The organism is Streptococcus oralis, from assembly GCF_001588645.1.
Lineage (GTDB): Bacteria > Bacillota > Bacilli > Lactobacillales > Streptococcaceae > Streptococcus > Streptococcus oralis_AB.
In genome coordinates this window covers 150,667-176,239 of the sequence record NZ_LAYF01000003.1, presented here as the reverse complement: position 1 = coordinate 176,239, position 25,573 = coordinate 150,667, and the positions used below count along the sequence as shown (strand labels likewise).

The window sequence follows — 25,573 nt, the reverse complement described above, 5'->3', positions numbered from 1 at the left end:
GTTCATTCATTCTTAATAACGTTGTCTATACGGTTGATTAAAGGCCTTCAAAATATCCTCAGAAGTCTCAGAATAAGCTTTTGAGTCTTTAAAGATTCCTTTGACGATTATACGCTCGGTCTCATTATAATCAACACAAGTAACCAAAGTAATCTCTTTTACGCCATCACGATCTTCGATTTCATCTACACGGTCTGGTGTAACACGTTTTACTTCTGTAATCTCATAAGTATAAACTTTATCCTTATCCGTCAGGTAAATTTTCATACCTGCTTTGGCATTGACCAAAGGCGAGAAGAGCATTTGACTGGCATTTTCAGCAGTAAAGATATGGTGACTGGCTAGAGAATAGTTGCCTTCTCCCATTTTTTGGTCTGGTTTCATGGTCCCTGCTCCGTAGAACAAGTTTACATTATCCAACCCTTTGAAAATAGGGAGGTTAATCTCTACTTCGGGAATAGCAATACCTCCAATAACGGGAAGTTTCTGAGCATCCCATTGTGAAGCCAATACAGCTTCGGATGAAATAGACTTAACAGAGTCAAAATCAAAATTCCCTTCGGTTTTTAGATTTTCATCTATATTTTCCTTAGTGACTTGATTGACTTGGTATTTATTGGTATTCCAGACCAAAAAGATATCGCGAATCTTTGAATTAAAAATTAAAGCTAGCGATAAAAGAATTAAGAAACCCGCTAAAATATTGATAAATAGATTTCTGCGCTTGTTTTTCTTACTCTTTTTATTTTTCGTTTTTTTATGAGACATTATGCTTCACCTTCTGTTTCAATTTCAGTCCCAACTTCTTCTTTTTCTGCCGCAGCAACCGTTGTAAAGGTCACAATCTTAGCATCCTGATCTAGACGCATCACCTTAACTCCCATAGTTGAGCGTCCAGTTTGTGAAATATTGGCAACATTTGTACGGATCATGACACCTGTATCTGTGATAATCATCAGGTCTTCATCTCCTTTAACAGTAAGGAGACCTGCCAGAGGACCATTCTTCTCAGCAACATTGGCAGTCTTCATCCCTTTACCACCACGGCCCTTAGTAGGATATTCAGTAGCAAGTGTACGTTTACCATATCCTTTTTCAGTGATGATAAGAACTTCGTCTTGGTTTGTAATCACGCTAGCGCCAACTACTGTGTCACCTTCACGAAGGTTAACTCCTCGGACACCTGTCGCGATACGGCTCATGCCACGAACAGCTGACTGATTAAAGCGAACAGAATAACCAAACTTGGTACCAATGATGATATCGGTATCTTCTTCTGTCAGCAAGACATTAATCAGTTCATCTTCATCCTTGAGATTCAAAGCTTTAAGTCCATTTTGACGAATATTAGCGAACTCTTTAACACTGGTTCGTTTCACGATACCGTGACGGGTTGTGAAGAAGAGATAGGCGTCATCACTACGTTCAGACTCAACGTTGATAATGGTCTGAATACTCTCACCTTCGTCCAACTTCAATAGATTGACAACTGGCAATCCCTTAGCGGTACGACCATATTCAGGGATTTCATAACCTTTAAGGCGGTAGACACGTCCTTTATTAGTAAAGAAGAGCAGATGATCATGGGTGCTGGTTGAAACCAGCTCACGCACAAAGTCATCATCCTTAACCCCAGTACCTTGAACCCCACGGCCACCACGTTTTTGAGCAGTGAACTCACCTTGGTCCAAACGTTTGATATAGCCCTTGTTAGATAGGGTAATCAAGACATCCGTTTCTTCAATCAAATCTTCATCTTCAAGAGTTAAGACTTCTCCGATCATCAACTCCGTACGACGCTTGTCACCAAACTTGCGTTTGACTTCGTCCAATTCCTCTTTGATAATTTGCGCCACGCGCTCAGGTTTGGCAAGAATATCAGCCAAATCTGCAATCAAGGCAATTAATTCATCATATTCAGACTGAATCTTATCACGTTCCAATCCTGTCAAACGACGAAGACGCATATCAAGGATAGCTTGACTTTGACGCTCTGAAAGCTTAAACTTGCTCATCAACTCAGCTTGTGCTTCGGCATCTGTTTCACTTGCACGGATAATACGAATCACTTCGTCGATATGGTCAAGTGCAATTAGAAGACCTTCTAAGATGTGCGCACGCGCTTCTGCTTTTTCCTTGTCAAAATGTGTACGACGAACAACCACTTCTTTTTGGTGTTCGATATAAGCATCCAAAATTTGACGAAGGGACAAGATCTTTGGTACGCCATTTTGAATTGCCAGCATATTGAAACCAAAGTTGGTTTGCATCTGGGTCATCTTGAAAAGATTGTTGAGGATAACGTTGGCAGACGCGTCGCGTTTAACCTCGATTACAAAGCGAACGCCTTCACGGTTGGACTCATCACGTACTGCTGTAATGCCCTCAATCCGTTTTTCCTGAACCAAACGAACAATGTGCTCATGGACCTTGGTTTTGTTGACCATGTATGGAAATTCCGTTACAACGATTCGTTCACGGCCAGTCTTAGTTTCTTCGATTTCAGTACGAGAACGAAGAACAATAGAGCCTTTACCAGTTTCGTAGGCCTTATGAATACCTGATTTCCCCATAACAAGGGCACCAGTTGGAAAGTCTGGACCAGGCAAGACTTCCATCAAGTCCTTAGTAGTCACATCTGGATTGTCCATGACTAGCTTCACGGCATCAATGGTTTCACCTAGGTTGTGAGGAGGAATGTTGGTAGCCATCCCTACGGCAATCCCAGTTGCCCCATTGACCAAAAGGTTTGGAAAACGAGCTGGCAAAACCAAGGGTTCACGTTCATTGGCATCGTAGTTGTCTACGAAATCAACCGTGTTTTTATTGATGTCACGAAGCATTTCCAGAGCAATCTTGCTCATACGTGCCTCAGTATAACGCTGTGCGGCTGCACCATCCCCGTCCATAGAACCAAAGTTTCCATGCCCATCAACGAGCATGTAACGATAGCTCCACCACTGGGCCATACGAACCATAGCCTCATAAATAGACGAGTCTCCGTGAGGGTGGTATTTACCCATAACATCCCCTGTAATACGGGCTGATTTTTTATGGGGTTTGTCTGGAGTAACACCTAGTTCATTCATTCCGTATAGAATACGACGGTGAACTGGTTTTAAGCCATCTCGAACATCAGGAAGAGCACGCGCTACGATAACACTCATGGCGTAGTCGATAAAGCTGGTCTTCATCTCCTTTGTCAGATTGACATTCACTAAATTTCTATCCTGCATTCATAAATGCCTCATTTCACTATTAGTAATTAGATATATTATACCATAATTTGTCCTTCATTTCAGTCTTTGAAAACCACTAAAACGTTTACATCGATAACCGAATAGAATATTCGTGACAAAGCTTTTCAAAAGTGATAGAATGAAATTGTCTGGGGATTCCCCTAAAAAAAATGAAGGAGATGTTTAGATAATGACTTCAACTAAACAACACAAAAAAGTGATCCTTGTTGGTGACGGTGCCGTAGGTTCATCTTATGCTTTCGCACTTGTTAACCAAGGAATTGCACAAGAGCTTGGAATTATCGAAATTCCACAATTACACGAAAAAGCTGTTGGTGATGCGCTTGACCTTAGCCACGCCCTTGCCTTCACTTCACCTAAAAAAATCTACGCTGCTCAATACTCTGACTGTGCAGACGCTGACCTTGTTGTTATCACTGCAGGTGCTCCTCAAAAACCAGGTGAAACTCGCCTTGACCTTGTAGGTAAAAACTTGGCAATCAACAAATCAATCGTAACACAAGTTGTTGAATCAGGTTTCGATGGTATCTTCCTTGTTGCAGCTAACCCAGTTGACGTTTTGACTTACTCAACTTGGAAATTCTCTGGATTCCCTAAAGAACGTGTTATCGGTTCAGGTACTTCACTTGACTCAGCACGTTTCCGTCAAGCACTTGCTGAAAAATTGGATGTTGATGCTCGTTCAGTTCACGCCTACATCATGGGTGAACACGGAGATTCTGAATTTGCGGTTTGGTCACACGCTAACATCGCTGGTGTAAACCTTGAAGAATTCCTTAAAGACACTCAAAACGTTCAAGAAGCTGAATTGATTGAATTGTTCGAAGGTGTTCGTGACGCTGCCTACACAATCATCAACAAAAAAGGAGCTACCTACTACGGTATCGCTGTAGCACTTGCTCGTATCACAAAAGCAATCCTTGATGACGAAAATGCAGTACTTCCACTTTCAGTCTTCCAAGAAGGGCAATACGGTGTTAAAAACGTCTTTATCGGTCAACCAGCTGTTGTTGGTGCACACGGTATCGTTCGTCCAGTAAACATTCCATTGAACGATGCTGAAACTCAAAAAATGCAAGCATCTGCTAAAGAATTGCAAGCTATCATTGATGAAGCATGGAAAAACCCTGAATTCCAAGCAGCTTCTAAAAACTAATGAAAAGAAGGTTCTCAAACATGGGAACCTTTTTCTTTTTGCAAAGAATCATAACATCAACTTCTCAAATAAACAAAAAAAGCCTATCGACCAAACAATGAAGCTTGATACAATAGGCTTTTTGAAAATTCATTATTTAACAGCGTCTTTAAGAGCTTTACCAGCTTTGAATGCTGGAACTTTAGAAGCTGCGATTTTGATTTCTTTACCAGTTTGTGGGTTGCGACCTTTACGTGCAGCACGCTCACGAACTTCAAAGTTACCGAAACCAATCAATTGAACTTTTTCACCAGCTGCAAGGTATTCAGTTACTGCTGCAAATACAGCGTCAACTGCTGCTGCTGAATCTTTCTTAGTCAATTCTGTAGCTTCTGCTACTTTAGCGATCAAATCTTGTTTGTTTGCCATGTTAACAAATCCTCCAAATAATTTCTAATTAACAAATATAATCATATCCTAAAATCGGCTATAGGTCAAGTCAAAAACACTATTTTGACCATTTTTTCTCTATTTTTTTAGGAATTGTAGCGAATTAGAATTGCCCAAGCATTCTCTCCAGTATGAGTTTGAATAATAGAGCCAGTTTCCAATACAGAGATTGGCTTCTCAACATAAGGTTGCAATAATGCCCTCATCTCATTCGCCCATTCGTTCGTTCCAGCATAGGAAATTCCAATCTCCGCAACTGATTTTTGGGAAAGAGTATTGGTTAATTCCTCAAGCCACTTTTTGAAAGTTTTCGCTCCACGTCCTTTGACGATTGGTTGGAGTTCGTGGTTTTTCATCTGCATTATTACACGAATATTCAAGAGTGAGCTTAGTAATCCTGTCACACGTCCAATACGACCACCCTTAACTAAGTTTTCTAGCGTCGAAACACCGATATAAAGTTCTGTATGATTTTTGACGTCCTCTACATGAGCTAAGATCGTTTCTAAGTCTTTACCTTCTTTAGCAAGTTTTGCGGCTTCAACAACTTGGAACTTCATCGCTTGATCTGTAAAGGAACTATCAATAACCGTTACATCAGCAGTTGAGAGACTTGCCCCTTGGCGAGCAGCTTCCACAGTTCCAGACAAGGCATGGGACATGTGAATGGCGATAATTTGACTGCCATCTTTACCTAGCTCTTCAAAGACCTCAGCAAACACTCCCACAGGGGGCTGACTTGTTTTAGGCAGATTCTTACTTTGTTGCATAAGATGAAGGAATTCTCCCTCTTTTAAATCTGCATCCGAATAAAGCACACTATCAATCATAACTGATAGTGGGACAACAGTGATATTTAATTCTTTAACTACTTCTGGTTCGATAGTAACAGAAGAGTCCGTTACAATTTTTACTTGTGTCATAATTCAATCTTTCTATTCTTCTCGATAGGATTGGGATTTTCTCCTATATTATATCAAAAAAATGATAAAAAATCATAAGTGATCCGATGAAAAGAACTGAATTTTTGGTATAATCTATCTATAGAAAAGTGAGGAACAACTATGATTCGAAAACTTCAACCGATTATCACCATTATTCTTGGAGCTGCTATCTATGCCTTCGGTCTTACCTACTTTGTTGTTCCTTATCATTTATTTGAGGGAGGGGCGACAGGTATTACCTTGATTACTTACTATCTCTTTAAGATTCCTGTCTCATTGATGAACCTCTTAATTAATATCCCTTTATTTATCCTGGCTTGGAAGATATTTGGACCTAAGACCCTCTACTCCAGCCTTCTAGGATCTATTTCACTCTCCGTTTGGCTAGCAATCTTTGAGCGCATTCCTTTGCACATCGACTTGCAAGGGGATCTCATCATTGTCGCTTTAGTCTCAGGAGTCTTACTGGGGGTTGGTTTAGGAATTATCTTTAATGCTGGTGGAACCACTGGTGGTTCTGATATCGTTGCCCGTATCCTCAACAAATATACTAATATTTCGATTGGTAAATTGCTTTTTGGGATTGACTTTTTTATCTTAATGTTGATTTTGATTATCTTCCAGGATCTTCGTCTCGTTACCTATACCCTCTTGTTTGACTTTATTATCGCTCGTGTTATCGACTTGATAGGCGAAGGAGGTTATGCTGGTAAAGGATTTATGATTATTACCCAATATCCTGATCAATTGGCCAAAGAGATTAACGATGAACTCGGACGTGGCGTTACCTTTATATCTGGTCAAGGCTACTACAGCAAAAAGGATTTAAAAATTATCTACTGTATCGTCGGTCGGAATGAAATCGTTAAAATGAAAGATATGATTCACAAAATCGACCCTCAAGCCTTTATCACCATCACTGAGGCTCATGAAATTCTGGGTGAAGGATTTACTTATGTGAAAGATTAAAAAAGCTGGGAATTCCCAGCTTTTATTCTTCTTCTGCGAGGGTTGAATGGCGGAAGCCGTAAGTAAAGTAAATGACTAGACCAACTAAAAGAGCAATGCCAAAGGCAATCCAGGTATCTAGACTATATTGAAGCATAAAGGAAACACAGATAAGGATGGAAAGAATTGGCAAGAGTGGTACCAAAGGAGTTTTAAACTCTCCCTCTTTTGGCATGCCCTTATCCTTTCTGAGTTTTATTATTCCGTAGGCTAGCAAAATCAGATAAGCTAGCGTACAAATATTTAAGAAGGCTGCAATACTGGCTAGAGGAAACACTCCTGCAGCAATAGCTGAAGCAACTCCTGTTAAAAGGGTCGCATTTTTAGGAACGCGACTAGTCTTGCTTAATTGTTTGAAACTTTGAGGTAAAAGTCCATCACGCGCTAAGCTATAAATCATCCGAGATAAAGCATAAGTCATAGAGATACATACGGTTATCAGGGTTAAAATGGCTACAAGCGAAACATAATTTGCTGCCCAGCCGATACCAATACTCCGTAATGAAAATGCTACTGCATCGTCCACATTGAGTTTACTGTAGTGAACAATCCCTGTCAATACTAAGGTTACCAAAGCATAGAGAATGGTGACGATTGTCAGAGAAAGTACGATTCCGCGAGGAATATTTTTTTGAGGACTTTGAATTTCATCAACTGCCATGGAAATAGACTCAAATCCGAGAAAACCAAAGAACATCAAAGATGCACCCGCCATAATCCCAGTACTTCCACCATATAGTTGACCAAAGCCAAATGGAGCAAAATTCGCCCAATTTTCTGGCTTGATGTACCAAATACCAACTAGGATAAATAAGGCGAGAGCTGAGAATTTCAAGACCACTAAAAGCGAATTAAATCGCAAAGCTGCCTTAGAATTTAATAAAACCAATCCCGTTACCAATGTCAGTACTAAAATAGGTAGAAGATCAATATAGGTTCCCTGTTTAGGGTTAAAGGTTCCATTCAAGGCTTGGGGCATGGAGATACCATAATCACTGAGCAATCCCTTAAAGTAAGCTGCCCAGCCAGACGCCACACCTGAAACAGCCGTCATGAATTCCATGATGGTCAACCAGCCAGCAATCCAGGCTGGCAATTCTCCCAAAATCGCATAGAGATAACTATAAGCACCCCCAGTTGCGGGTACACGAGAGGCAAATTCTGCAAAAAAGAGAGCTGATAGAGAAACACACAGGGCAGAAATCACAATGGAAATCACTAGTGAGGGACCAGCTAGAGTAGCCGCTGCTGTTCCTGTAATGGTGAAAATCCCCGTCCCTACCATGGCACCGATTCCCAATAAAATCAAATCCCACAATTTCAAATGGCGACGCATCTCTGTCTGTCTCAGACTAACATCCTTGGTTCTAAAAATATTCATACTTCATCTCCACTAAATGTAATTGTTTTATTTTACCATATAAAAGCATTTTTGTGAATATTTATTAGGTTCTTTTTTGAAAAAAATCTGAACAGAAAGGATTCCTGTTCAGAATTTGCATTTTTACCCACTGATTCTTTCAATTTGTTACCTATCAAGCGAGTAAGCTCAACAGTATACTCCATTGAAAGTTTTTGGGGATTTGGGATTTTTTAAACTTCAAAGTAAGGGAAGGGACGGTCACTATCTAAAGGACGATTTGGAACTTCTTGTTCCAAAATAGCGCGCCAACCTGATACCAATTCTTCAAAAGTCAATTGGGCTTCTGGAGAAGCTGTTGTCAGCTTCCGACCAAACCAAGCCATGGTTGCAGTTTCAAACTGAAGCATAGCGTACTGGATTACTGGTACATTTGCCTCTTCATAATTTTCATTTACTGCACGCGCTACTTCTGCCGCTTGCGGAAGGAGTTGATTGCTGATTTTATCAACAACTGTCGCATCCATCTCTCTCCATGAAAGAAGTTGACCATTTACCTGATAAAAGAGCTCAAAGGTTTCTTGATTTTCTTTGAAATTAGTAAGAACAAAAGCACGTTCCACGGCTTCAGGACCACCAACGCCTTTTACAGCGTTTATCAAGAGGTTTTGTTCCATTTGTCGCCAATAATCATCAGCTTCTGCTTCAAGATCAAAAACAAATGCCTGATCCAACTCTTCAATCGGGGCTTCTCCCTTATTCACTTTTTCAATCGTTCCAAATAAACGCTTTAAAAATCCCATTTGCTTCTCCTTTTGGGTTTTATCCGACAGATCCTTCCATTTCATAGCTAATCAAGCGATTCAGCTCAACTGCGTATTCCATTGGAAGTTCTTTTGTGAAGGGTTCGACAAATCCCATGACAATCATCTCGGTTGCCTCAGATTCTGACAAACCACGGCTCATGAGGTAGTAGAGTTGTTCCTCTGAAATCTTAGAAACCTTAGCTTCGTGCTCCAAAGCAACTTGCGAGTTGTGAATTTCATTGAATGGAATGGTATCTGACGCTGATAAGTCATCCATGATAATGGTATCACACTCGATGTGAGAAACAGATTTCTTAGAGTTCTTGTTAAAGGTTACTTGTCCGCGGTAGTCAACCTTTCCTCCGCCTTTAGCGATGGATTTAGAAACGATAGACGAGCTTGTATGCGGTGCGTTGTGGATCATCTTGGCACCCGTGTCTTGGTGTTGCCCTGCATTGGCAAAGGCAATCGAAAGCATGGTTCCACGGGCTCCTTCTCCATCCAGATAAACAGATGGATATTTCATGGTTGTTTTAGCACCCAAGTTACCATCAATCCACTCAACAGTCGCATCTTTCAAAGCTTTGGCACGTTTTGTTACCAAGTTATAGACATTATCAGACCAGTTTTGGATGGTTGTATAACGCATATAAGCTCCGTCCAAAGCGAAAATTTCTACAATGGCAGCGTGCAAGCTGTTGCTAGAATATGTTGGTGCTGTACATCCTTCTACGTAGTGGACGCTTGCTCCTTCATCAACGATAATCAAGGTACGTTCGAACTGACCTGTATTTTCGTTGTTGATACGGAAGTAGGTTTGAAGTGGAATATCTACCTTGACACCTTTTGGCACGTAGATAAAGGTTCCACCCGACCATACTGCAGAGTTGAGGGCTGCCAACTTGTTATCAGTCGGCGGTACCAACTTAGCAAAGTATTGTTTAAACAAGTCTGGGTATTCCTTGAGGGCAGAATCCGTATCTGTAAAGATAATTCCTAACTTCTCAAACTCTTCCTTCATGTTGTGGTATACCACTTCTGACTCGTACTGGGCAGAGGCCCCTGCTAGATAAGCACGCTCAGCTTCTGGAATTCCGATACGTTCAAAGGTTTCTTTAATCTTTTCAGGTACATCATCCCAAGAACGGGCTGGTTTGTCAGATGGTTTTTGGTAGTAGATCAAGTCATCAAAGTCAATCTCTGACAAGTCTGCTCCCCAGGTTTGCATAGGCATTTTTTTGAAGGTTTCATAAGACTTCAAACGGAATTCTAACATCCACTCAGGTTCTCCCTTAGCAGCTGATAATTCGCGAATGACTTCTTCGTTCAATCCTTTTCCTGTCGATAGGACAGGCTCTACATCGTCATGGAAACCAAATTTATATTCACCAAGGTCAATTGGTTTTGGTTCTACTCTTTCTTCAGCCATAATATCCTTTCTTTCATTCTTCATTTCTACTGATTCATAAGACAAAAGAAACTTGTCTTACTTGTTATCTTGATCTTCAATTGTTTTCTTAAGTGCATTCCAAGCTAGAGTTGCACACTTAATCCGTTGTGGAAATTTGGCAACACCTGATAAGAAAGCTGCATCGCCAAGTTGGTCTTGGCGGTCATCTTTTTGACCTTGAACCATTTCTGAAAAAATGGTCGCAAGCTCTAAAATTTCTTGTTTGGTCTTGCCTAAAACTGCATCTGTCATCATACTAGTAGAGGCAGTTGAAATCGTGCATCCTGAATTTAGAAAAGCAATATCTTCCAAACGGTCCTCTGCGTCAAACTTGACAGAGAGGTTGATGACATCCCCACAGGTTGGATTATTGAGGCTGATTTGCTCAGCATCTTCCAGCTTCCCTTGGTGATGTGGATTTTTCGAATGGTCTGCCACCACTGCCATATAAAGGCTATCTAGTTTAGAAAGTGCCATTGAAAAACTCCTTTGTCTTTTGTAGGGCATCAACTAGCTTGTCACAATCTGCCTTGGTATTGTAGATATAAAAACTTGCACGAGCTGTTGCTGGAACTTCCAAATACTGAAGCAAAGGTTGGGCGCAATGGTGACCGGCACGAACCGCTACTCCTTCATAATCCATAGCTGTCGCGAGGTCGTGGGGATGAAGGTCACCTAGATTAAAGGCAATGACACCTGAACGTTTAGCCAGGTCTTGCGAACCATAAATGGTTAACCCTTCAATTTCCTGCAATTTTGGAAAGACGTATGCAATCAATTCCTGTTCATGAGATTCAATGGCATCCATACCAATCTTTTCCAGATAATCCACTGCTGCAGCAAGTCCAATAGCACCTGCCATATTTGGCGTTCCAGCCTCAAATTTCCAAGGCAATTCCTTCCAACTAGCAGATTGCTCATAGACGAAATCAATCATCTCGCCACCAAACTCAACTGGTGACATTTGTTCCAGATACTTTTCTTTACCGTAAAGAACACCGATGCCTGTAGGGCCAGCCATCTTGTGACCTGAAAAGGCAAAGAAGTCCACATCCAAGTCCTGTACATCAATCTTCATATGAGGTGTAGATTGAGCACCATCCACCACCATGATAGCTCCAACTTGGTGGGCTAATTGAGTGATTTCTTTGATAGGATTGACCACACCAAGAACATTTGAGGCGTGAGCTAGGGAGACAAACTTGACTTTATCAGTCAATTTAGCGCGCAAGTCATCCATATCCAGAGCTCCGTCCTTGAGATAAACATAGACAAGCTCTGCCCCAGTCTTGCGACAAGCTTCCTGCCATGGAATGATATTGGAATGATGTTCCATTACTGAGATCAAGACCTGGTCTCCCTCAGTCAGGATTTCCTCAGCAAAGCGTGCCACCCAGTTAAGGCTGGTTGTCGTTCCTCTGGTAAAGAGAACTTCCTTTGTAGAGTCTGCATTGATAAACTTACGAATGGTTTCACGAGCCGCCTCATAGGAAGCTGTTGCTCGCTCCGCCAAGGTATGAACCCCACGATGAACATTTGCATTGTCCTGCTCATAATAGCGGTTAATCGTTTCCAGAACTGCTAGTGGTTTTTGTGTCGTCGCGGCATTGTCCAGATAGACCAGAGGTTCATCGTTGACAATCTGGTCTAAAATTGGAAAATCCTTGCGAATCGCTTCTACATCAAACATAGGCTTCCCCTTAGCGTTTTGACAATTTTTCTTCGATGGTTGCAATCATTTCTTCACGAACTTCTTTGACTGGAATCTCAACAATTACGGAGCCAAGGAAACCGCGAACAACCAAACACTCAGCAGTTGCCTTATCCAAGCCACGGCTCATGAGGTAGTACATATCTTCTGGATCCACCTGACCGATAGAGGCCGCGTGACCTGCAGTTACGTCATTTTCATCAATCAAAAGAATTGGGTTGGCATCTGAACGTGCTTGGTCTGAAAGCATAAGAACACGACTCTCTTGCTGCGCATCTGCTCCCTTGGCACCCTTGATAATGTGTCCAATACCATTGAAGGTCAAAGTTGCTTTTTCAAGGATAACCCCATGTTGGAGGATATTTCCGATTGAGTTACATCCGTAGTTAGTCACTCGAGTGTCAATCCCTTGCACCTGACGGCCACTTGAAAGAGCTACGACTTTAAGGTCAGCATGGCTACCATTTCCAATCAAGTCGCTATCAAAATCAGCAACAACATTTCCTTCGTTCATGACACCGATAGCCCAGTCAATGCTTGCATCGTTGCCTAGTTTACCACGACGGCTAATGTAGGCCGTAACATTTTCACCTAGACGGTCAATCGCAGCAAATTTCACTTGCGCACCAGAACGAGCAATCACTTCAACTGTGATATTGGCAGTTGCCTTAGCACTACCTTCACCACGTGACTCTAGACGTTCAAGATAGCTTATTTTAGAGTTTTTACCAGCAATGATAAGGATATGCTTGTTAAATGGCACATCGCTATCGCTGTCTTGGTAGAAAATACCTTCAATTGGTTCTGTAATCTCAACATTATCAGGAATGTAGAGAACAGCACCACTGTTAAAGTAAGCTGTATGGTAGGCTGCCAACTTATCGTCATCATACTTAACAGATGACATGAAGAATTCCTCGATAAGTTCGGGAATTTCTTCTAAAGCTGAGTGGAAGTCTGTAAAGATTACTCCTTGTTCAGCCAATTCAACTGGAGTTTGTTCAAAAACAGTCTGCGTTCCTACTTGAACCAACTTCAAGTGATTATCTAGAGCTGTGAAGTCTGGAACATTTGCTGAAGGCTCACTTTCTGTGATGGTTCCATCTCCCAGATTCCAACGGTGAAATTTGACACGCTCGATAACTGGTAATTCCAAACTCTCAATCTTATCAAAAGCTTTTTGACGGAGGTCAGCCAACCAGCTTGGTTCAGCGTGCATTTCTGAAAAAAGTTTAATATTCTCTTTAGTCATTTACTTCTCCTAAAAGATACGAGGGAATTACAATTCTTCCTTGTAGTCGTAGCCAAGTTCTTCAGCTAGTTTTGCGTATCCTTCACGTTCCAAACGGGCAGCCAATTCTGGACCACCAGAAAGAACAACACGACCTTCCATCATCACGTGTACCACGTCTGGTGTAATGTAGTTCAAAAGACGTTGGTAGTGTGTGATGATCATAGCACCAAAACCTTCGCCACGCATAGCATTGACACCTTTCGATACAACTTTAAGTGCGTCAATATCAAGACCAGAGTCAATCTCATCCAAGAGGGCAAAAGTTGGTTCCAACATCAAGAGTTGAAGAATTTCATTACGTTTTTTCTCACCACCTGAGAAACCTTCGTTGAGGTAACGCTCTGCCATTTCTTCTTTCATGTTGAGCAATTCCATTTTTTCGTCTAGTTTAGTGATAAACTCACGAACTGAAATCTTCTCGTCATCTTCTTTGCCAGCATTCATGGCTGCACGAAGAAACTCTGCGTTGGTAATTCCAGGGATTTCAGATGGGTATTGCATAGCAAGGAAAAGTCCCATACGCGCACGCTCGTCCACTTCCAACTCAAGGATGTTTACGCCATCAAACAAGACCTTCCCTTTAGTAACCTCATAGTTAGGGTTCCCCATAATAGCTGCAGAAAGAGTCGATTTACCAGTACCATTTGGTCCCATGATAGCTGCGATTTCTCCTGTTTTCAGAGTCAGATTGACCCCTTTCAAAATTTCTTTTCCTTCAATTTCAACGTGAAGATCTTTGATCTCTAATACTGACATGATAGTTCCTTTCTTTTTCTGGCCTACTTCCTTTACCCTTAAAGAAATCACTTACATTTCTCTAAAAATACAAGGAAAGGTCCATAAATATACTCTACTAGTATAACAAAAAAAAGCCTAAAAGGCTTTGATTTTGTTTAGAAGCTAGTGACTAATCCTTGCGGTTTAGGTGCTGATCAATGGCATCTACTATTTTCCCCATTACATAACTTAACCTAAAATTTCGAAAAAGTAGAATGGCCCAAAAGGCTGCCATAAAATAGCGACCCGTCATCCAAGCTTCATTGAAAAAATAAGTCTCAGCAGCAGTAAATAGTGCTATCACGATAAATTGTTGTCTAGTCATAGGATTATTGTACCATGAAATCCACTTTTAGTCTTCTTCGACCATGACTTTATCAGCCAGAAATTCAAATCCTTCTGGAATTAGGCTTTCTTCTTCCGCCTCTTGATCTGATTGAGAAGACTTGTTTCTAGCTGAAAATGCTGCACGAACCTCTTTCCATTCCTCTAGGGAAATTGCCAGGATTTCAGGTGAAAATCCAGCCGCTTGACTGAGAATATTGCCAAACATGGTATTGAGGTTATCCCGTTTCATGGTTTGTCCTGCATTGAAATTAGACTCAAAGGCTAAAATAGCATGGTGTTCGTTGGCCGCAACTGGTTGAGAACCAACAAGCAGAGCCTTATCAGGACCAGCTAAGCTTTCGATCACTTCTCCCCACGCATTCTGGAGGCGAATCAAGTTTTGCCGCGCCAATTCAGGATTTTCAACAGCTTCTTGTAGGATAGCCTGAACCTTATTACGGTCTACTCGATAGACAGTCTTGGAAGTGGCTGGACGGCTAGGGATTGGCGCCACTTGTTTAGGAGCTGTTCCAACATTGGCAAGTTCTTGTTTAAGACGAGCGATTTCCTGTCTCAGTGCAGAAATCTCACCCTCGACAGCTCCTGAAAGCACTGGTTCAGGCTTAATCTCCGCTAAACGAATGGTCATCATCTCAGCATAAATCTTAGGTTGTAGGCTTGCTTTCATATCCGCCAAGCTCACAGTCGCTATTCGAATCATTTCAAAGAGACTTTCCTGAGAAAGAGCTAGATTGTCCATAAAAACTGGACTATGATGAGTATTTTCGCCACCTGTCTGAACAACTAATAGATCCCGCAAATACTGCAAGAGGTCCGTCACAAAACGAGTCATGCTCTTGCCATTTTCAAACAAAAGATTCAAAGAATCGAGTGCTTTGGGGACCTCCTGTTGGGCCAAGGCAGCCACATAGTCATCTAGAGCTGATAGACTAATAGTGCCTGTAATCTCCTCAGAAATAGCTGTCGTTAAAGCATTTCCTTGCGTCAAACTCAAGGCTTGATCCAGAATAGACAAGGCATCCCGCATTCCACCTTCAGCCCGTCTAGCAATGATTTCCACAGCCTCTGGCTCAGAACTGATATTTTCTTTTTCTAAAATATGATGAATGTGTGCCGTGATATCTTGCGTTCGAATCGATTTAAACTCAAAACGTTGGACACGCGATAAAATAGTTGCTGGAATCTTGTGCAATTCGGTGGTCGCCAAGATAAAGACAACATTTTGAGTCGGTTCTTCTAGCGTCTTCAAAAGCGCATTAAAAGCTCCTGTAGACAGCATATGAACCTCGTCTATGATATAGACCTTATAACGTGCCAAACTAGGAGCATAGGTGGATTTATCACGAATTTCACGGATTTCATCGACTCCGTTATTCGAAGCTGCATCCATTTCGATAACATCTTCTAAGCTACCTTCTGTCACAGCCTGACAGATATAGCAGTTATTACACGGTTCTCCGTCCACTTGATTGGGACAGTTCATAGCCTTGGCAAAAATCTTGGCTACACTGGTCTTCCCAGTCCCACGAGGGCCTGAGAAAAGATAGGCATGACTAATCTTTTCCTGCTCGACCGCTTGTTTTAGGGTTTTAGCCACAACTTCTTGTCCGACCAATTGTGAAAAAGTTTGGCTTCTATATTTTCGATAAAGTGCTTGATACATTAGGCTTTCTCCTCAAACATCGTAAAGTCCCATTCTGTCTTCTCAAGCAAAATAGCGACAAATTGTTCCAAGTAATCACGGTCAATGGCATTATAATCATCAATAAGTGAAGAATCCAGGTCTAAGACACCCAGCAATTGACCATTCTTGAGCATGGGAACTACGATTTCACTCTTGGCCATACTATCACAAGAAATGTAGTTTGGATAGGTGCTCACATCGCCAACTAAAACAGTCTCTTGAAACTCAGCAGCTTCTCCACACACGCCTTTCCCAAGAGGAATGCGAATACAAGAAACACCACCCTGAAAAGGCCCTAAAATCAACTCGTTACCATCAAACAGATAAAAACCTGCAAATACAGTATTGGGAAAGCGAGATTTTAGGAGGGCACTAGCATTCGAAAGATTGGCAAGAACATTGGTCTCACCGTCAAGCAAATAAGAGAGTTCCTCATTTAACAATTGATATTGTGATTGTTTTTCTGAATCTAACATAGAACTATTATATCAAAAATGAGAAAGAGACAAAAGAAAAATCCCTTGTTTTAAACAAAGGATTTTGTGATTATCAATTTGATTAAAGTTCGATATCACCGAACAAGTCAGCCATTGAGAATCCTGTTTGTGTTTCTGGAAGTTCGAAATCACGTTTTTCTTGACGTTTTGGACGACGTGGACGAGCAGCACGTTTTTCTTCTTTTTGTCCTTCTTCTTGAGCTGGACGTTCTTCAAGAGCTTTGATAGAAAGAGATACACGTTCTGCGTCAGCGTTAACATCAAGGACTTTAACAGTAACTTCTTGACCAACAGTAAGAGCTTCTTTTGGATTTTCGATACGTTTGTGTGAAATTTGTGATACGTGAACAAGTCCATCGATACCTGGCAATACTTCAACAAATGCACCAAAGTCAGTCAAACGTTTAACTGTTCCTTCTACTACATCACCTTTAGCCAATTTTTGCTCAACACCATCCCATGGTCCAGGTGTTGTTGCTTTAAGTGAAAGTGATACGCGTCCTTCTTCTTCGTTAAGATCAAGGATTTTCACTTCGATTTCTTCACCAACAGTTACAACTGATTTAGGTGATACGTTACGTTCGTGTGACAATTCAGTCAAGTGAACCAATCCATCAACACCACCAAGGTCGATGAAAGCACCAAAGCTAGTGATACGAGCAACTTTACCAGTTACGACATCACCAACAGCCAATTTACCGAATACTTCAGCACGAGCTGCTGCAGTAGCTGCTTCAACAACTTCACGACGTGAAAGGATGAAGCGGTTTTCTTTAGGATCAACTTCTTTGATTTTAGCATCAAATTCTTGACCTACGAAACGCTCAGTGTTACGTACGAAACGAGTATCCAACATTGAAGCTGGGATGAATCCACGAACACCTTCAAATTCTACTGAAAGTCCACCTTTAACGGCACGAGTACCTTTAACAGTAACAACTTCTTCTTCGCGTCCTACAAGTTTGTCCCATGCTTTGCGAGCTTCAAGGCGTTTTTTAGATACAAGGTATGTAACTGTATCAGTATCTTTACCAACTACTTGACGAAGTACAAGAACATCCAATACTTCTCCTACTTTCACAAAGTCATTGATATCTGCATCGCGATCGTTTGTCAATTCGCGAAGAGTCAAGACACCTTCAACACCAGTCCCAGAGATTGCAACGTTAGCTTGAGTCGCATCAACTGTCAATACTTCAGCACTAACAACATCACCAGGCTCAACTTGGCTAACGCTATTTAGCAAATCTTCAAATTCGTTCATCTAAAAAATCCTCCAACAATCAAGTTTTTCTAAACTTGACATACTTATAATTTTTTTCCTAAGCACCCGCAAGGACATGTTCATATCGTTCACGTCTTTCAATTATAAAAATAAAATACCCTAAGATATTTTCTTTTTATCTTGAATTTATTACCTAAGAACTGGGGTAGCTGGATTCGAACCAACGCATGAGGGAGTCAAAGTCCCTTGCCTTACCGCTTGGCTATACCCCATTGATGAATGGAGAGAGAGGGATTCGAACCCCCGAACCCGAAGGAGCGGATTTACAGTCCGCCGCGTTTAGCCTCTTCGCTATCTCTCCAATGTTTAACGAGAACTATTATATCATGAAATTTTCAATAAAACAAGTATTATTTTGTCAAATTATAGTTTTCAATCAAAATTTCCACAGCTTTTTCAAGTTTTTTATAAAAACTATCGACATTTCCATTCTTTATGATGGCAAATTGGTTATCTAATTCGGCAATTTCACCAATAACCTTTTTCCCAATCGTCAAAACGTAACCATCATAACTGTCTTTTCCAACAGTCACTTTTGCATCCGTTAATTGAATTTCAATTTTCTTATCTTTTTTACTCATACTGTACCTCTTTTCACTTTTTCTATTGTACAAGAAAATGCTCAAACTAGCAAGAAAAAACTCCATTTCAGCCATTACAACTGCTATGGAGTTTCACTTTGCTTCGTGTCTTTTAATCCACTTTGACAATCCATCCTTCAGGCGCTTCTACATCACCAAATTGGATACCAGTCAATTCATCATAAAGTTTACGTGTCACAGGACCTACTTCTGTTTCACTATAGAAAACATGGAAATCATCGCCATGTTGGATGCCCCCAATTGGAGAAATAACTGCTGCTGTTCCACAAGCACCTGCCTCTACAAAACGCTCCAAATTATCGATTGGGACATCACCTTCGATCGGTGTCAAGCCCAAGCGGTGTTCTGCCAAGTAAAGCAAAGAGTACTTGGTAATGGATGGCAAGATGGATGGACTCAATGGTGTTACAAATTCATTGTCAGCTGTAATTCCAAAGAAGTTAGCTGATCCGACTTCTTCAATCTTTGTATGTGTAGATGGATCTAGGTAGATAACATCTGAAAATTGGCGTGACTTAGCCATTTTACCTGGGAGTAGACTAGCAGCATAGTTACCTCCAACCTTAGCCGCACCCGTACCATTTGGAGCTGCACGGTCGTATTCGTCCTGAATCAGGAAGTTAGTTGGGACTAATCCACCTTTAAAGTAGTTGCCAACCGGCATAGCAAAGATGGTGAAAATATACTCTTCTGCTGGTTTAACCCCAATAATATCTCCAACACCAATCAAAAGTGGACGAAGATAAAGTGTTCCACCTGTTCCATATGGTGGGACGTATTCTTCATTTGCACGCACAACTGCTTTACAAGCTTCTACAAACATTTCTGTCGGAACTTGTGGCATCAAGAGACGGTCACAGGTACGTTGCAGACGCTTGGCATTTTCATCAGGACGGAAAAGTTGAATACTACCATCCTTCGTACGATAGGCCTTCAAACCTTCAAATGCTTGCTGTCCATAGTGAAGACTTGGAGAAGACTCTGAAATATGCAAGGTCGCATCCTCTGTCAATTCTCCTTGATTCCATTGACCATTTTTGTAGTGAGCGATATAACGGTAAGGTAATTTCATATAAGAAAATCCAAGGTTTTCCCAATCAATTGCAACTGTCATGTGTTTCTCCTTTATACTATTCAAACTATGTGTTCTATTCTACACTTTTCTAGTAAAATTTCAAGTATTATTTGTAATTTTCTGAAAATTTTTTCAACATAAAGAAATCAGCCCTCTGGACTGATTCTTTTTATGAATTTGTTTTGTCCTCTTTAAAGACTTCTTTGAGGTAAGCATCGAAAACTTCCTCATCTGAAATGGTGTCTGAAATAAAGCTTCCATTGCTAGTACGTTCTGACAAGTTCAAATCTTGCAATTGACTCTCATAGATTGTTCCCTTATTAGATTGGACAAGCAGTGTTTGGTCGTTTTCTTCTACTTCTGTACTAAAGAGATCACCAACGAAGCCTTGCTCAGAAACCGCTCCTGCCAAGAAGACGCGGTGTGGTTTATTTTTTAGCTCACGCAAGACCTGTAGACCTCGTTTGGCACGGCTGGTTTCTGGAATTTCCTCAATAGAAACACGTTTCAAACTTCCACGCTGAGTCAAGAGGTAGAAGGATGAGGTGTTACAGATAAAGCCAGCCTGAAGTGTATCATCTACTTTCAGGTTCATAGCCTTGACACCTGCAGCCTTGGCACCAACAACCGGAACCTCTTCGATGTTGAAACGAAGGGCATAGCCGTTTTGACTAATCAAAAGAACATCATCTAGTTTAATCGGAGCCACTGCTACAATTTGGTCTGTCTCGTCTTTGAGCTTAGCATACTTGACAGACTTCGACTTGTAGGTCCGCCATGGAGAGAATTCTTTGCGTTCTACACGTTTGATTTGACCAAGACGAGTCGCTGCAAAATAAGTTGTCGCATCATCAAACTGATCCACGACTTCTGCATAGAGTATTTCTTCGTTAGTTTCAAAGTTTGTAATGGTCTGGCTCAGATGCTCTCCGATATCCTTCCAACGAATATCTGCCAATTCATGGATTGGTCGATAAATGACATTTCCAAGAGTAGTGAACATCAAGAGGTGCTGGGTTGTCTTGGCAGTTTGTACAAAGATCAAACGATCATCATCACGCTTGCCAATTTCTTCCAGAGTAGATGCCGCAAAGGAACGTGGGCTAGTACGCTTGATGTAACCTGCCTTGGTCACGCTGACATAGGTATCTTCCTCGGCAATCAAACTAGCTGTATCAATCTCAATGACTTTTGCTGTATCTTCTAAAGCACTCAAACGTGGAGTCGCAAATTTCTTCTTGACCTCACGAAGCTCTTTCTTCATGAGATTGTACATGGTCCGTTCATCACCGATAATGGCCGCAAGCATGGCAATTTTTTCACGAAGCTCTGCTTCTTCTTCCTGCAAGACAACCACGTCTGTATTGGTCAAGCGATACAGTTGCAAGGTAACGATAGCCTCTGCCTGCTCCTCTGTGAATTCATAGCTGACCTTGAGATTTTCCTTGGCGTCAGCCTTATTCTCAGAAGCACGGATAAGAGCAATGACTTCGTCCAAAATCGAAATCACGCGAATCAAACCTTCGACGATATGGAGACGTTTTTCAGCCTTTTCCTTGTCAAAGCGTGAACGCGCCAAAATCACTTCACGACGGTGGGCAATATAGCTAGACAAGATTGGCACAATCCCAACCTGACGAGGAGTGAAATTGTCAATCGCTACCATGTTGAAGTTGTAGTTGATTTGCAGGTCAGTGTATTTTAAGAGATAGTTGAGAACCAGCTCGGTATTCGCGTCTTTCTTGAGTTCGATAGCGATACGAAGACCATCACGGTCAGACTCGTCACGAACCTCAGCGATCCCTGCCACCTTGTTATTGACACGAACATCATCGATTTTCTTGACCAGATTGGCCTTATTGATTTCATAAGGAATCTCAGTGATAACGATTTGTTCCTTACCACCTTTTAGCTTTTCAATCTCAGTCTTGGAACGGACAACCACGCGCCCTTTCCCAGTTTCATAGGCCTTCTTGATTTCGTCACGGCCTTGGATAATCCCTCCAGTCGGGAAATCTGGTCCAGGCAAGAATTCCATCAACTTATCCACCTTGGCAGTTGGATGATCAATCATGTAGACTGTCGCATCGATAACTTCGGCCAAATTATGTGGTGGAATATCCGTGGCATATCCAGCTGAAATCCCAGTCGAACCATTGATTAAAAGGTTGGGAAAGGCTGCTGGTAAGACAGTTGGTTCTTTCTCGGTATCGTCAAAGTTCCACGCAAAAGGAACGGTCTTTTTCTCGATGTCCTGAAGGAGATAACCAGCAATCTCAGACAAACGCGCCTCAGTATAACGCATTGCCGCAGGCGGATCTCCGTCCATAGAACCGTTATTACCGTGCATTTCAACTAGAATCTCACGGTTCTTCCAATCCTGAGACATACGGACCATAGCATCATAGATAGAACTATCACCGTGTGGGTGGAAATTCCCCATGATGTTCCCGACAGACTTGGCTGACTTACGGTAGCTCTTGTCAAAGGTATTGCCATCCTTATTCATCGAATAAAGAATACGACGTTGCACAGGCTTCAATCCATCACGAATATCTGGCAAAGCCCGGTCTTGAATAATGTATTTTGAGTAGCGACCAAAACGCTCTCCCATGATGTCCTCAAGGGACATGTTTTGAATGTTAGACATAATAATTCTCTTTTTAGTGTTTTATTGTAAAGTAAATCTATATTTTATAAATTTAACTGTTTCTTTGTAGGTAGTGAGAAAAGAAGAGCAATCCTACTAATCCTAGAATGAATAAAAGATTAATTTTAATAACAAATAAGCTAAGTAGGGTATTAATTAGGCCGTGAAAAATGGCGCAATAAAGGATCGACTTAGTCTTTTTGAAAACAGCTGCTAGAAGAATACTGAGATAAATTGCAAATAGGCTGAATAATATAAAAGGCATCCTACTTTGGGAACTTCCAATCACAAACCATAAAGGTACATGCCATATTGCCCAAATACAACCTGTTACCAAACCGGAAATCCAAAAGGAGAATCTAGTTTCCAAAGTTGGTTGCAAGATGCCTCGCCATCCCAATTCTTCTTCACCACCATAAACACAGACTGCACTCAAAAAAACAACAAACAAATTTCCTAGTGGAAAAGCCGGATTAAGCTCCTTAGATGAGAAAGCAATGACACCTGTCTGCACGAAAATTAGTAAAAGAAATAACAAATTATATTTCTTTGAGTCTCCTAAGATAAAAGAGACTATGCTTTTAATGGATTTTTGAGGCAAACAAGAAATGGCTGCAATGGTTGGACCGAAACCTCCTAGTAAATGGAGAAAAACTCCTAGTGGACTTGTTAGACTTAAGAGGCTCATTTGCGTCAGAAAAGCGAGCAATCCCCAACCAAATCCCCAAGAAATGAGAAAACTAATCAGTAAAAATTTTGTTATCTTATTATTTTGTAAATGTTTCATTTGTTTCGAGTCTCTCCTCAGCATACTGAATCATCTTCTCAGCTACTTCTTTATCGTAGGCAAGTCCCAACTTTTGAGCAAGGATTTGAGCTTCTTGGTGGAAAAGTTGCATCGTAGCAAATAAAGTCTGAGTGATTTTGTCTATACTTGAAAAATCAAGGAGAGCAGAGAATTCCTTCTCTTTCTCTGTAGGTAAACACTGGAAAAGATACTTGTAGTTCTTACCGATGTCGACTGTTCCTCTATCACTTGCGACCTGCCAAGCCAAGACCTTCAAGAGTTCTTGTTGGCAAATCCCGTAGAGATGGTCAGTCGCATAGATGAGTTGCTTGCGACAGATTCCCTTGACCACATAGGCGGAAACCCACCAAAATTCATTGCAGGTTTTTTCAAAATCTATCTGACTAGCAGGACTTGTCCAGTAACGCTGAGGATTTGGAGAATAAGGCACAAACAAGCCCTTAGGATCCTCTAGCACCGTAAAATCCGCTTCGCTTTCTACCCACTCCTTGATATGCACTTTAGGACATAGAGTCAAATCAATACGGTTACCATCTTCAAAGAGCATAAGATAAAGTCGACGGTTTCCCAGTACATTATACTGTTCAATCAGACGTTTGCCAAACTGGTCCAACCAAGAAAGGTCACTCGTCAGATTATCTAAGTCGTCCACGACATAAACAACATCATAGTCTTGAAATTCATCTTTTGGTGCTTTTGTATCCGTTCGTGAGCCAGACATAGCGACAGCCTCGACTTGTAAAGTTTCGGCAGTCTGTAAAATCAATCTCAGCATTTGCGCTTCACTTCTATGTTGTCTACACATATCTTTTATAGAGTTATTTTTCATTGCCGTCTTGCTCCTCTTGTTTTTGGATGCCTCGTATTCTTTTCCTCTCAAGTTCGCCTACTATCAATTGGATAGTTGAACAAATCCCCAAAACGATTAAAATAAAATAAAACAAATTCATATCGTTTCTATGATATATTTGAAAACTTCTCCATAATACAAAAGTATTTACTAATGAAAGAAGGAAAAGTAAAATAGCATTGAATAGGAGTGTTATAGCAAACTTACTCTTAAAATACCTATAATGTTTTCCAATCCGATAGAGGGTATATAGTGAGAAAATAATCATCAAAGGTGTAAAGGCAAGTGCATAAAATAAGATAAACCCTATTCCTGAGTATGGTTTACTTTCCATTGGTAGATCTAATAGACAGATACCAATAGTGAGGATGTTCAATATAAACAAGGATACTGTGCGAGCACACTCTTTTCTACCTTTATTGGTCATTAAATCATATATAATTCCAAAAATGGCCAAGAGAACAAGGAAAAAAGGCATCATTACTAACGTAATCAATACTGCACCTCCAATAATTTTAGCGATTGTTTACATACAAAAGATGATCGTCACCTTTGCTTGAACTTCATCCCCCCCTGTCTGGTAAAGAAAATATCTTTCAAGTAGTATAAAGCGTCACCTGAAGAAATAGGCCTGAGTGAGGTCTTCAGTTTGATTATTGAGGAGGAGAAACTTGAGTTCGCCAGTTGATACCGCGCTACGCTTCGTGGCTAGGAGGTAATCTTCCTTCTCCACGTGAGATCAGTCCACGACTTGCCCCAGCTCAGCCTTGAGGAGTTGATCCAGCCAGAGCCTCATACTTTTTCCGTTCCCTTCTCGAAAAGGGTGGGCGATATTTAGCTCAAGGTACTTTTCGACAATCTGCTCAAAGGTCTGCTGAGGCATCCTGTCAATATTTTCCAAGGAAGCTGCTAGATACATGACAGGCGCAAAGCGAACATTCCCTTTGGCGAGATTGACTGTCCGAATCTGGCCGGCGAAGTCATAGGTTTCTTCAAATAAGAAGCCATGAATAACGGCCAGAGTCGCATAGGTGCCAGCTGCTTAATCGTCCAGAAGCTGGTTTTCAAAAAGCTCTTTCGCTCGGGTTTTGCTGATTTTTTCTTCCATCTTGGCTAGTTCAAGCGAATCCATCAGACCAAGTTTATTGTCAAGCGTCATAAATACAGCTCCTTTCATTTAGATAGATTTTCTAAGCCCTGTTCCCACAGGTTTAAAACCTACTATCTGATAAAATCCATCAGCTTCTGATATTAATTCAATGCGAGTCAAAGGATGTTTTTGATGAATTTCAGCGATCAATCGCCGTCCCAATCCTTTTCCTCGATAGTCTTTATCAATGATAATCTCAGCTATAAAGGTCGTCATGACTTCATCTGTCAAGTAGCGGGCAAAACCAAGGATTTTTTGGTTCTCTTCAACTACCAAGTAATGGGACAGATTTGTTGAAAATAATGATGTCACTTTTTCCTCTGTAAAAGAAATCCATTTTTCATTTTGATAAAGGGCATAAATAGCTTGACAATCATTTGTGCTTGCAGGTCTGATTATCATTCTCTACTCCTTTCAAATCCGATGCGA

At 41.1% G+C, this 25,573-nt stretch carries 24 protein-coding genes, 2 tRNA genes and 1 pseudogene; 2 read left to right on the top strand and 25 right to left on the bottom strand.

From position 1 onward, the window contains the following. Positions 1-12: 12 nt before the first annotated feature. Both A0739_RS02305 and gyrA read right to left on the bottom strand, forming a co-directional pair. A complete protein-coding gene (locus tag A0739_RS02305; RefSeq protein ID WP_061586925.1) occupies positions 13-768 on the bottom strand; it encodes a class A sortase in 756 nt (251 codons plus the stop codon). Continuing rightward, on the bottom strand, positions 768-3,236 hold the full coding sequence (gyrA, locus tag A0739_RS02300) for a DNA gyrase subunit A (protein ID WP_061586924.1): 2,469 nt from the start codon (positions 3,234-3,236) through the stop codon (positions 768-770). The genes A0739_RS02305 and gyrA overlap by 1 nt, the downstream gene beginning before the upstream one ends. 193 nt (positions 3,237-3,429) lie before the next feature. Between gyrA and A0739_RS02295 the strand changes: the two genes are divergently transcribed. Continuing rightward, positions 3,430-4,416: an L-lactate dehydrogenase gene (locus A0739_RS02295; RefSeq protein WP_000204722.1), complete on the top strand. Its 987-nt coding sequence runs from the start codon at positions 3,430-3,432 to the stop codon at positions 4,414-4,416. Positions 4,417-4,548: 132 nt separating this feature from the next. Here A0739_RS02295 and A0739_RS02290 read toward each other — a convergent pair whose 3' ends face one another. Further along, complete coding sequence (locus tag A0739_RS02290) at positions 4,549-4,824, bottom strand: HU family DNA-binding protein (protein ID WP_001284636.1); 276 nt, start codon at positions 4,822-4,824, stop codon at positions 4,549-4,551. Positions 4,825-4,931: 107 nt separating this feature from the next. Further along, complete coding sequence (locus A0739_RS02285; RefSeq protein WP_061586923.1) at positions 4,932-5,768, bottom strand: DegV family protein; 837 nt, start codon at positions 5,766-5,768, stop codon at positions 4,932-4,934. A gap of 141 nt (positions 5,769-5,909) precedes the next feature. Between A0739_RS02285 and A0739_RS02280 the strand changes: the two genes are divergently transcribed. Further along, positions 5,910-6,758 (top strand): YitT family protein, encoded by an 849-nt coding sequence (locus A0739_RS02280; protein WP_000619787.1) that lies wholly within the window; start codon positions 5,910-5,912, stop codon positions 6,756-6,758. Positions 6,759-6,780: 22 nt separating this feature from the next. On the opposite strand, the gene A0739_RS02275 is transcribed toward A0739_RS02280, so the two are convergent. The 21 genes and pseudogenes from A0739_RS02275 to A0739_RS02175 all read right to left on the bottom strand — a co-directional run bounded on the left by A0739_RS02275 (position 6,781) and on the right by A0739_RS02175 (position 25,546). Continuing rightward, positions 6,781-8,178 carry an APC family permease gene (locus tag A0739_RS02275; protein WP_061586922.1) on the bottom strand — a complete coding sequence of 466 codons (1,398 nt, stop codon included), beginning with the start codon at positions 8,176-8,178 and terminating at the stop codon, positions 6,781-6,783. A 212-nt stretch (positions 8,179-8,390) separates the two neighbouring features. Further along, positions 8,391-8,960 carry a hypothetical protein gene (locus tag A0739_RS02270; RefSeq protein WP_042902174.1) on the bottom strand — a complete coding sequence of 190 codons (570 nt, stop codon included), beginning with the start codon at positions 8,958-8,960 and terminating at the stop codon, positions 8,391-8,393. A 19-nt stretch (positions 8,961-8,979) separates the two neighbouring features. Continuing rightward, on the bottom strand, positions 8,980-10,392 hold the full coding sequence (gene sufB, locus A0739_RS02265) for a Fe-S cluster assembly protein SufB (RefSeq protein ID WP_049478151.1): 1,413 nt from the start codon (positions 10,390-10,392) through the stop codon (positions 8,980-8,982). A 57-nt stretch (positions 10,393-10,449) separates the two neighbouring features. Beyond that, complete coding sequence (gene sufU / locus A0739_RS02260) at positions 10,450-10,890, bottom strand: Fe-S cluster assembly sulfur transfer protein SufU (RefSeq protein WP_061586921.1); 441 nt, start codon at positions 10,888-10,890, stop codon at positions 10,450-10,452. Beyond that, positions 10,877-12,103 carry a cysteine desulfurase gene (locus A0739_RS02255; protein WP_061586920.1) on the bottom strand — a complete coding sequence of 409 codons (1,227 nt, stop codon included), beginning with the start codon at positions 12,101-12,103 and terminating at the stop codon, positions 10,877-10,879. The genes sufU and A0739_RS02255 overlap by 14 nt, the downstream gene beginning before the upstream one ends. A 10-nt stretch (positions 12,104-12,113) precedes the next feature. Further along, positions 12,114-13,376, bottom strand: a complete 1,263-nt coding sequence (sufD, locus tag A0739_RS02250) for a Fe-S cluster assembly protein SufD (protein ID WP_061586919.1) — start codon at positions 13,374-13,376, stop codon at positions 12,114-12,116. A gap of 27 nt (positions 13,377-13,403) precedes the next feature. Continuing rightward, entirely contained in the window at positions 13,404-14,174 is a 771-nt protein-coding gene (gene sufC, locus A0739_RS02245) for a Fe-S cluster assembly ATPase SufC (RefSeq protein ID WP_061586918.1), read from the bottom strand. Between the two features lie 151 nt (positions 14,175-14,325). Continuing rightward, positions 14,326-14,520 (bottom strand): DUF3272 family protein, encoded by a 195-nt coding sequence (locus tag A0739_RS02240; RefSeq protein WP_000198269.1) that lies wholly within the window; start codon positions 14,518-14,520, stop codon positions 14,326-14,328. Positions 14,521-14,547: 27 nt separating this feature from the next. Beyond that, positions 14,548-16,206 carry a DNA polymerase III subunit gamma/tau gene (gene dnaX / locus A0739_RS02235; protein ID WP_061586917.1) on the bottom strand — a complete coding sequence of 553 codons (1,659 nt, stop codon included), beginning with the start codon at positions 16,204-16,206 and terminating at the stop codon, positions 14,548-14,550. Beyond that, positions 16,206-16,703, bottom strand: coding sequence for a GAF domain-containing protein (locus tag A0739_RS02230; RefSeq protein WP_061586916.1), 498 nt, complete (start codon positions 16,701-16,703; stop codon positions 16,206-16,208). Before A0739_RS02230 ends, dnaX begins: the two co-directional genes overlap by 1 nt. An 82-nt stretch (positions 16,704-16,785) precedes the next feature. Further along, positions 16,786-17,988 (bottom strand): 30S ribosomal protein S1, encoded by a 1,203-nt coding sequence (rpsA, locus tag A0739_RS02225; protein ID WP_001001617.1) that lies wholly within the window; start codon positions 17,986-17,988, stop codon positions 16,786-16,788. A 161-nt stretch (positions 17,989-18,149) separates the two neighbouring features. Further along, positions 18,150-18,221: transfer RNA gene (locus A0739_RS02220), tRNA-Gln, on the bottom strand. A gap of 8 nt (positions 18,222-18,229) precedes the next feature. Next, a tRNA-Tyr gene (locus A0739_RS02215) sits at positions 18,230-18,310 on the bottom strand. Between the two features lie 49 nt (positions 18,311-18,359). Then, positions 18,360-18,590 (bottom strand): DUF2969 domain-containing protein, encoded by a 231-nt coding sequence (locus A0739_RS02210; RefSeq protein ID WP_061586915.1) that lies wholly within the window; start codon positions 18,588-18,590, stop codon positions 18,360-18,362. A gap of 112 nt (positions 18,591-18,702) precedes the next feature. Continuing rightward, positions 18,703-19,740: a branched-chain amino acid aminotransferase gene (locus A0739_RS02205; RefSeq protein ID WP_330996806.1), complete on the bottom strand. Its 1,038-nt coding sequence runs from the start codon at positions 19,738-19,740 to the stop codon at positions 18,703-18,705. Between the two features lie 115 nt (positions 19,741-19,855). After that, entirely contained in the window at positions 19,856-22,336 is a 2,481-nt protein-coding gene (parC, locus tag A0739_RS02200) for a DNA topoisomerase IV subunit A (RefSeq protein WP_082243783.1), read from the bottom strand. 52 nt (positions 22,337-22,388) lie between these two features. Continuing rightward, positions 22,389-23,123: a CPBP family intramembrane glutamic endopeptidase gene (locus A0739_RS02195; protein WP_061586913.1), complete on the bottom strand. Its 735-nt coding sequence runs from the start codon at positions 23,121-23,123 to the stop codon at positions 22,389-22,391. Further along, positions 23,104-23,973, bottom strand: a complete 870-nt coding sequence (locus tag A0739_RS02190) for an aminoglycoside 6-adenylyltransferase (RefSeq protein ID WP_061586912.1) — start codon at positions 23,971-23,973, stop codon at positions 23,104-23,106. Before A0739_RS02190 ends, A0739_RS02195 begins: the two co-directional genes overlap by 20 nt. Further along, a complete protein-coding gene (locus tag A0739_RS02185) occupies positions 23,963-24,475 on the bottom strand; it encodes a hypothetical protein (protein WP_061586911.1) in 513 nt (170 codons plus the stop codon). Before A0739_RS02185 ends, A0739_RS02190 begins: the two co-directional genes overlap by 11 nt. 132 nt (positions 24,476-24,607) lie before the next feature. Next, positions 24,608-25,153 (bottom strand): annotated as a pseudogene (locus A0739_RS02180) (Fic/DOC family protein). 18 nt (positions 25,154-25,171) lie between these two features. Beyond that, entirely contained in the window at positions 25,172-25,546 is a 375-nt protein-coding gene (locus A0739_RS02175) for a GNAT family N-acetyltransferase (protein WP_061586910.1), read from the bottom strand. Between the last annotated feature and the right edge of the window lie 27 nt (positions 25,547-25,573).

Coding starts and splice junctions, on each gene's coding strand:
- A0739_RS02305 (WP_061586925.1), bottom strand. CDS start 768: ATGTCTCATAAAAAAACGAAAAATAAAAAGAGTAAGAAAAACAAGCGC.
- gyrA (WP_061586924.1), bottom strand. CDS start 3,236: ATGCAGGATAGAAATTTAGTGAATGTCAATCTGACAAAGGAGATGAAG.
- A0739_RS02295 (WP_000204722.1), top strand. CDS start 3,430: ATGACTTCAACTAAACAACACAAAAAAGTGATCCTTGTTGGTGACGGT.
- A0739_RS02290 (WP_001284636.1), bottom strand. CDS start 4,824: ATGGCAAACAAACAAGATTTGATCGCTAAAGTAGCAGAAGCTACAGAA.
- A0739_RS02285 (WP_061586923.1), bottom strand. CDS start 5,768: ATGACACAAGTAAAAATTGTAACGGACTCTTCTGTTACTATCGAACCA.
- A0739_RS02280 (WP_000619787.1), top strand. CDS start 5,910: ATGATTCGAAAACTTCAACCGATTATCACCATTATTCTTGGAGCTGCT.
- A0739_RS02275 (WP_061586922.1), bottom strand. CDS start 8,178: ATGAATATTTTTAGAACCAAGGATGTTAGTCTGAGACAGACAGAGATG.
- A0739_RS02270 (WP_042902174.1), bottom strand. CDS start 8,960: ATGGGATTTTTAAAGCGTTTATTTGGAACGATTGAAAAAGTGAATAAG.
- sufB (WP_049478151.1), bottom strand. CDS start 10,392: ATGGCTGAAGAAAGAGTAGAACCAAAACCAATTGACCTTGGTGAATAT.
- sufU (WP_061586921.1), bottom strand. CDS start 10,890: ATGGCACTTTCTAAACTAGATAGCCTTTATATGGCAGTGGTGGCAGAC.
- A0739_RS02255 (WP_061586920.1), bottom strand. CDS start 12,103: ATGTTTGATGTAGAAGCGATTCGCAAGGATTTTCCAATTTTAGACCAG.
- sufD (WP_061586919.1), bottom strand. CDS start 13,376: ATGACTAAAGAGAATATTAAACTTTTTTCAGAAATGCACGCTGAACCA.
- sufC (WP_061586918.1), bottom strand. CDS start 14,174: ATGTCAGTATTAGAGATCAAAGATCTTCACGTTGAAATTGAAGGAAAA.
- A0739_RS02240 (WP_000198269.1), bottom strand. CDS start 14,520: ATGACTAGACAACAATTTATCGTGATAGCACTATTTACTGCTGCTGAG.
- dnaX (WP_061586917.1), bottom strand. CDS start 16,206: ATGTATCAAGCACTTTATCGAAAATATAGAAGCCAAACTTTTTCACAA.
- A0739_RS02230 (WP_061586916.1), bottom strand. CDS start 16,703: ATGTTAGATTCAGAAAAACAATCACAATATCAATTGTTAAATGAGGAA.
- rpsA (WP_001001617.1), bottom strand. CDS start 17,988: ATGAACGAATTTGAAGATTTGCTAAATAGCGTTAGCCAAGTTGAGCCT.
- A0739_RS02210 (WP_061586915.1), bottom strand. CDS start 18,590: ATGAGTAAAAAAGATAAGAAAATTGAAATTCAATTAACGGATGCAAAA.
- parC (WP_082243783.1), bottom strand. CDS start 22,336: ATGTCTAACATTCAAAACATGTCCCTTGAGGACATCATGGGAGAGCGT.
- A0739_RS02195 (WP_061586913.1), bottom strand. CDS start 23,123: ATGAAACATTTACAAAATAATAAGATAACAAAATTTTTACTGATTAGT.
- A0739_RS02190 (WP_061586912.1), bottom strand. CDS start 23,973: ATGAAAAATAACTCTATAAAAGATATGTGTAGACAACATAGAAGTGAA.
- A0739_RS02185 (WP_061586911.1), bottom strand. CDS start 24,475: ATGATGCCTTTTTTCCTTGTTCTCTTGGCCATTTTTGGAATTATATAT.
- A0739_RS02175 (WP_061586910.1), bottom strand. CDS start 25,546: ATGATAATCAGACCTGCAAGCACAAATGATTGTCAAGCTATTTATGCC.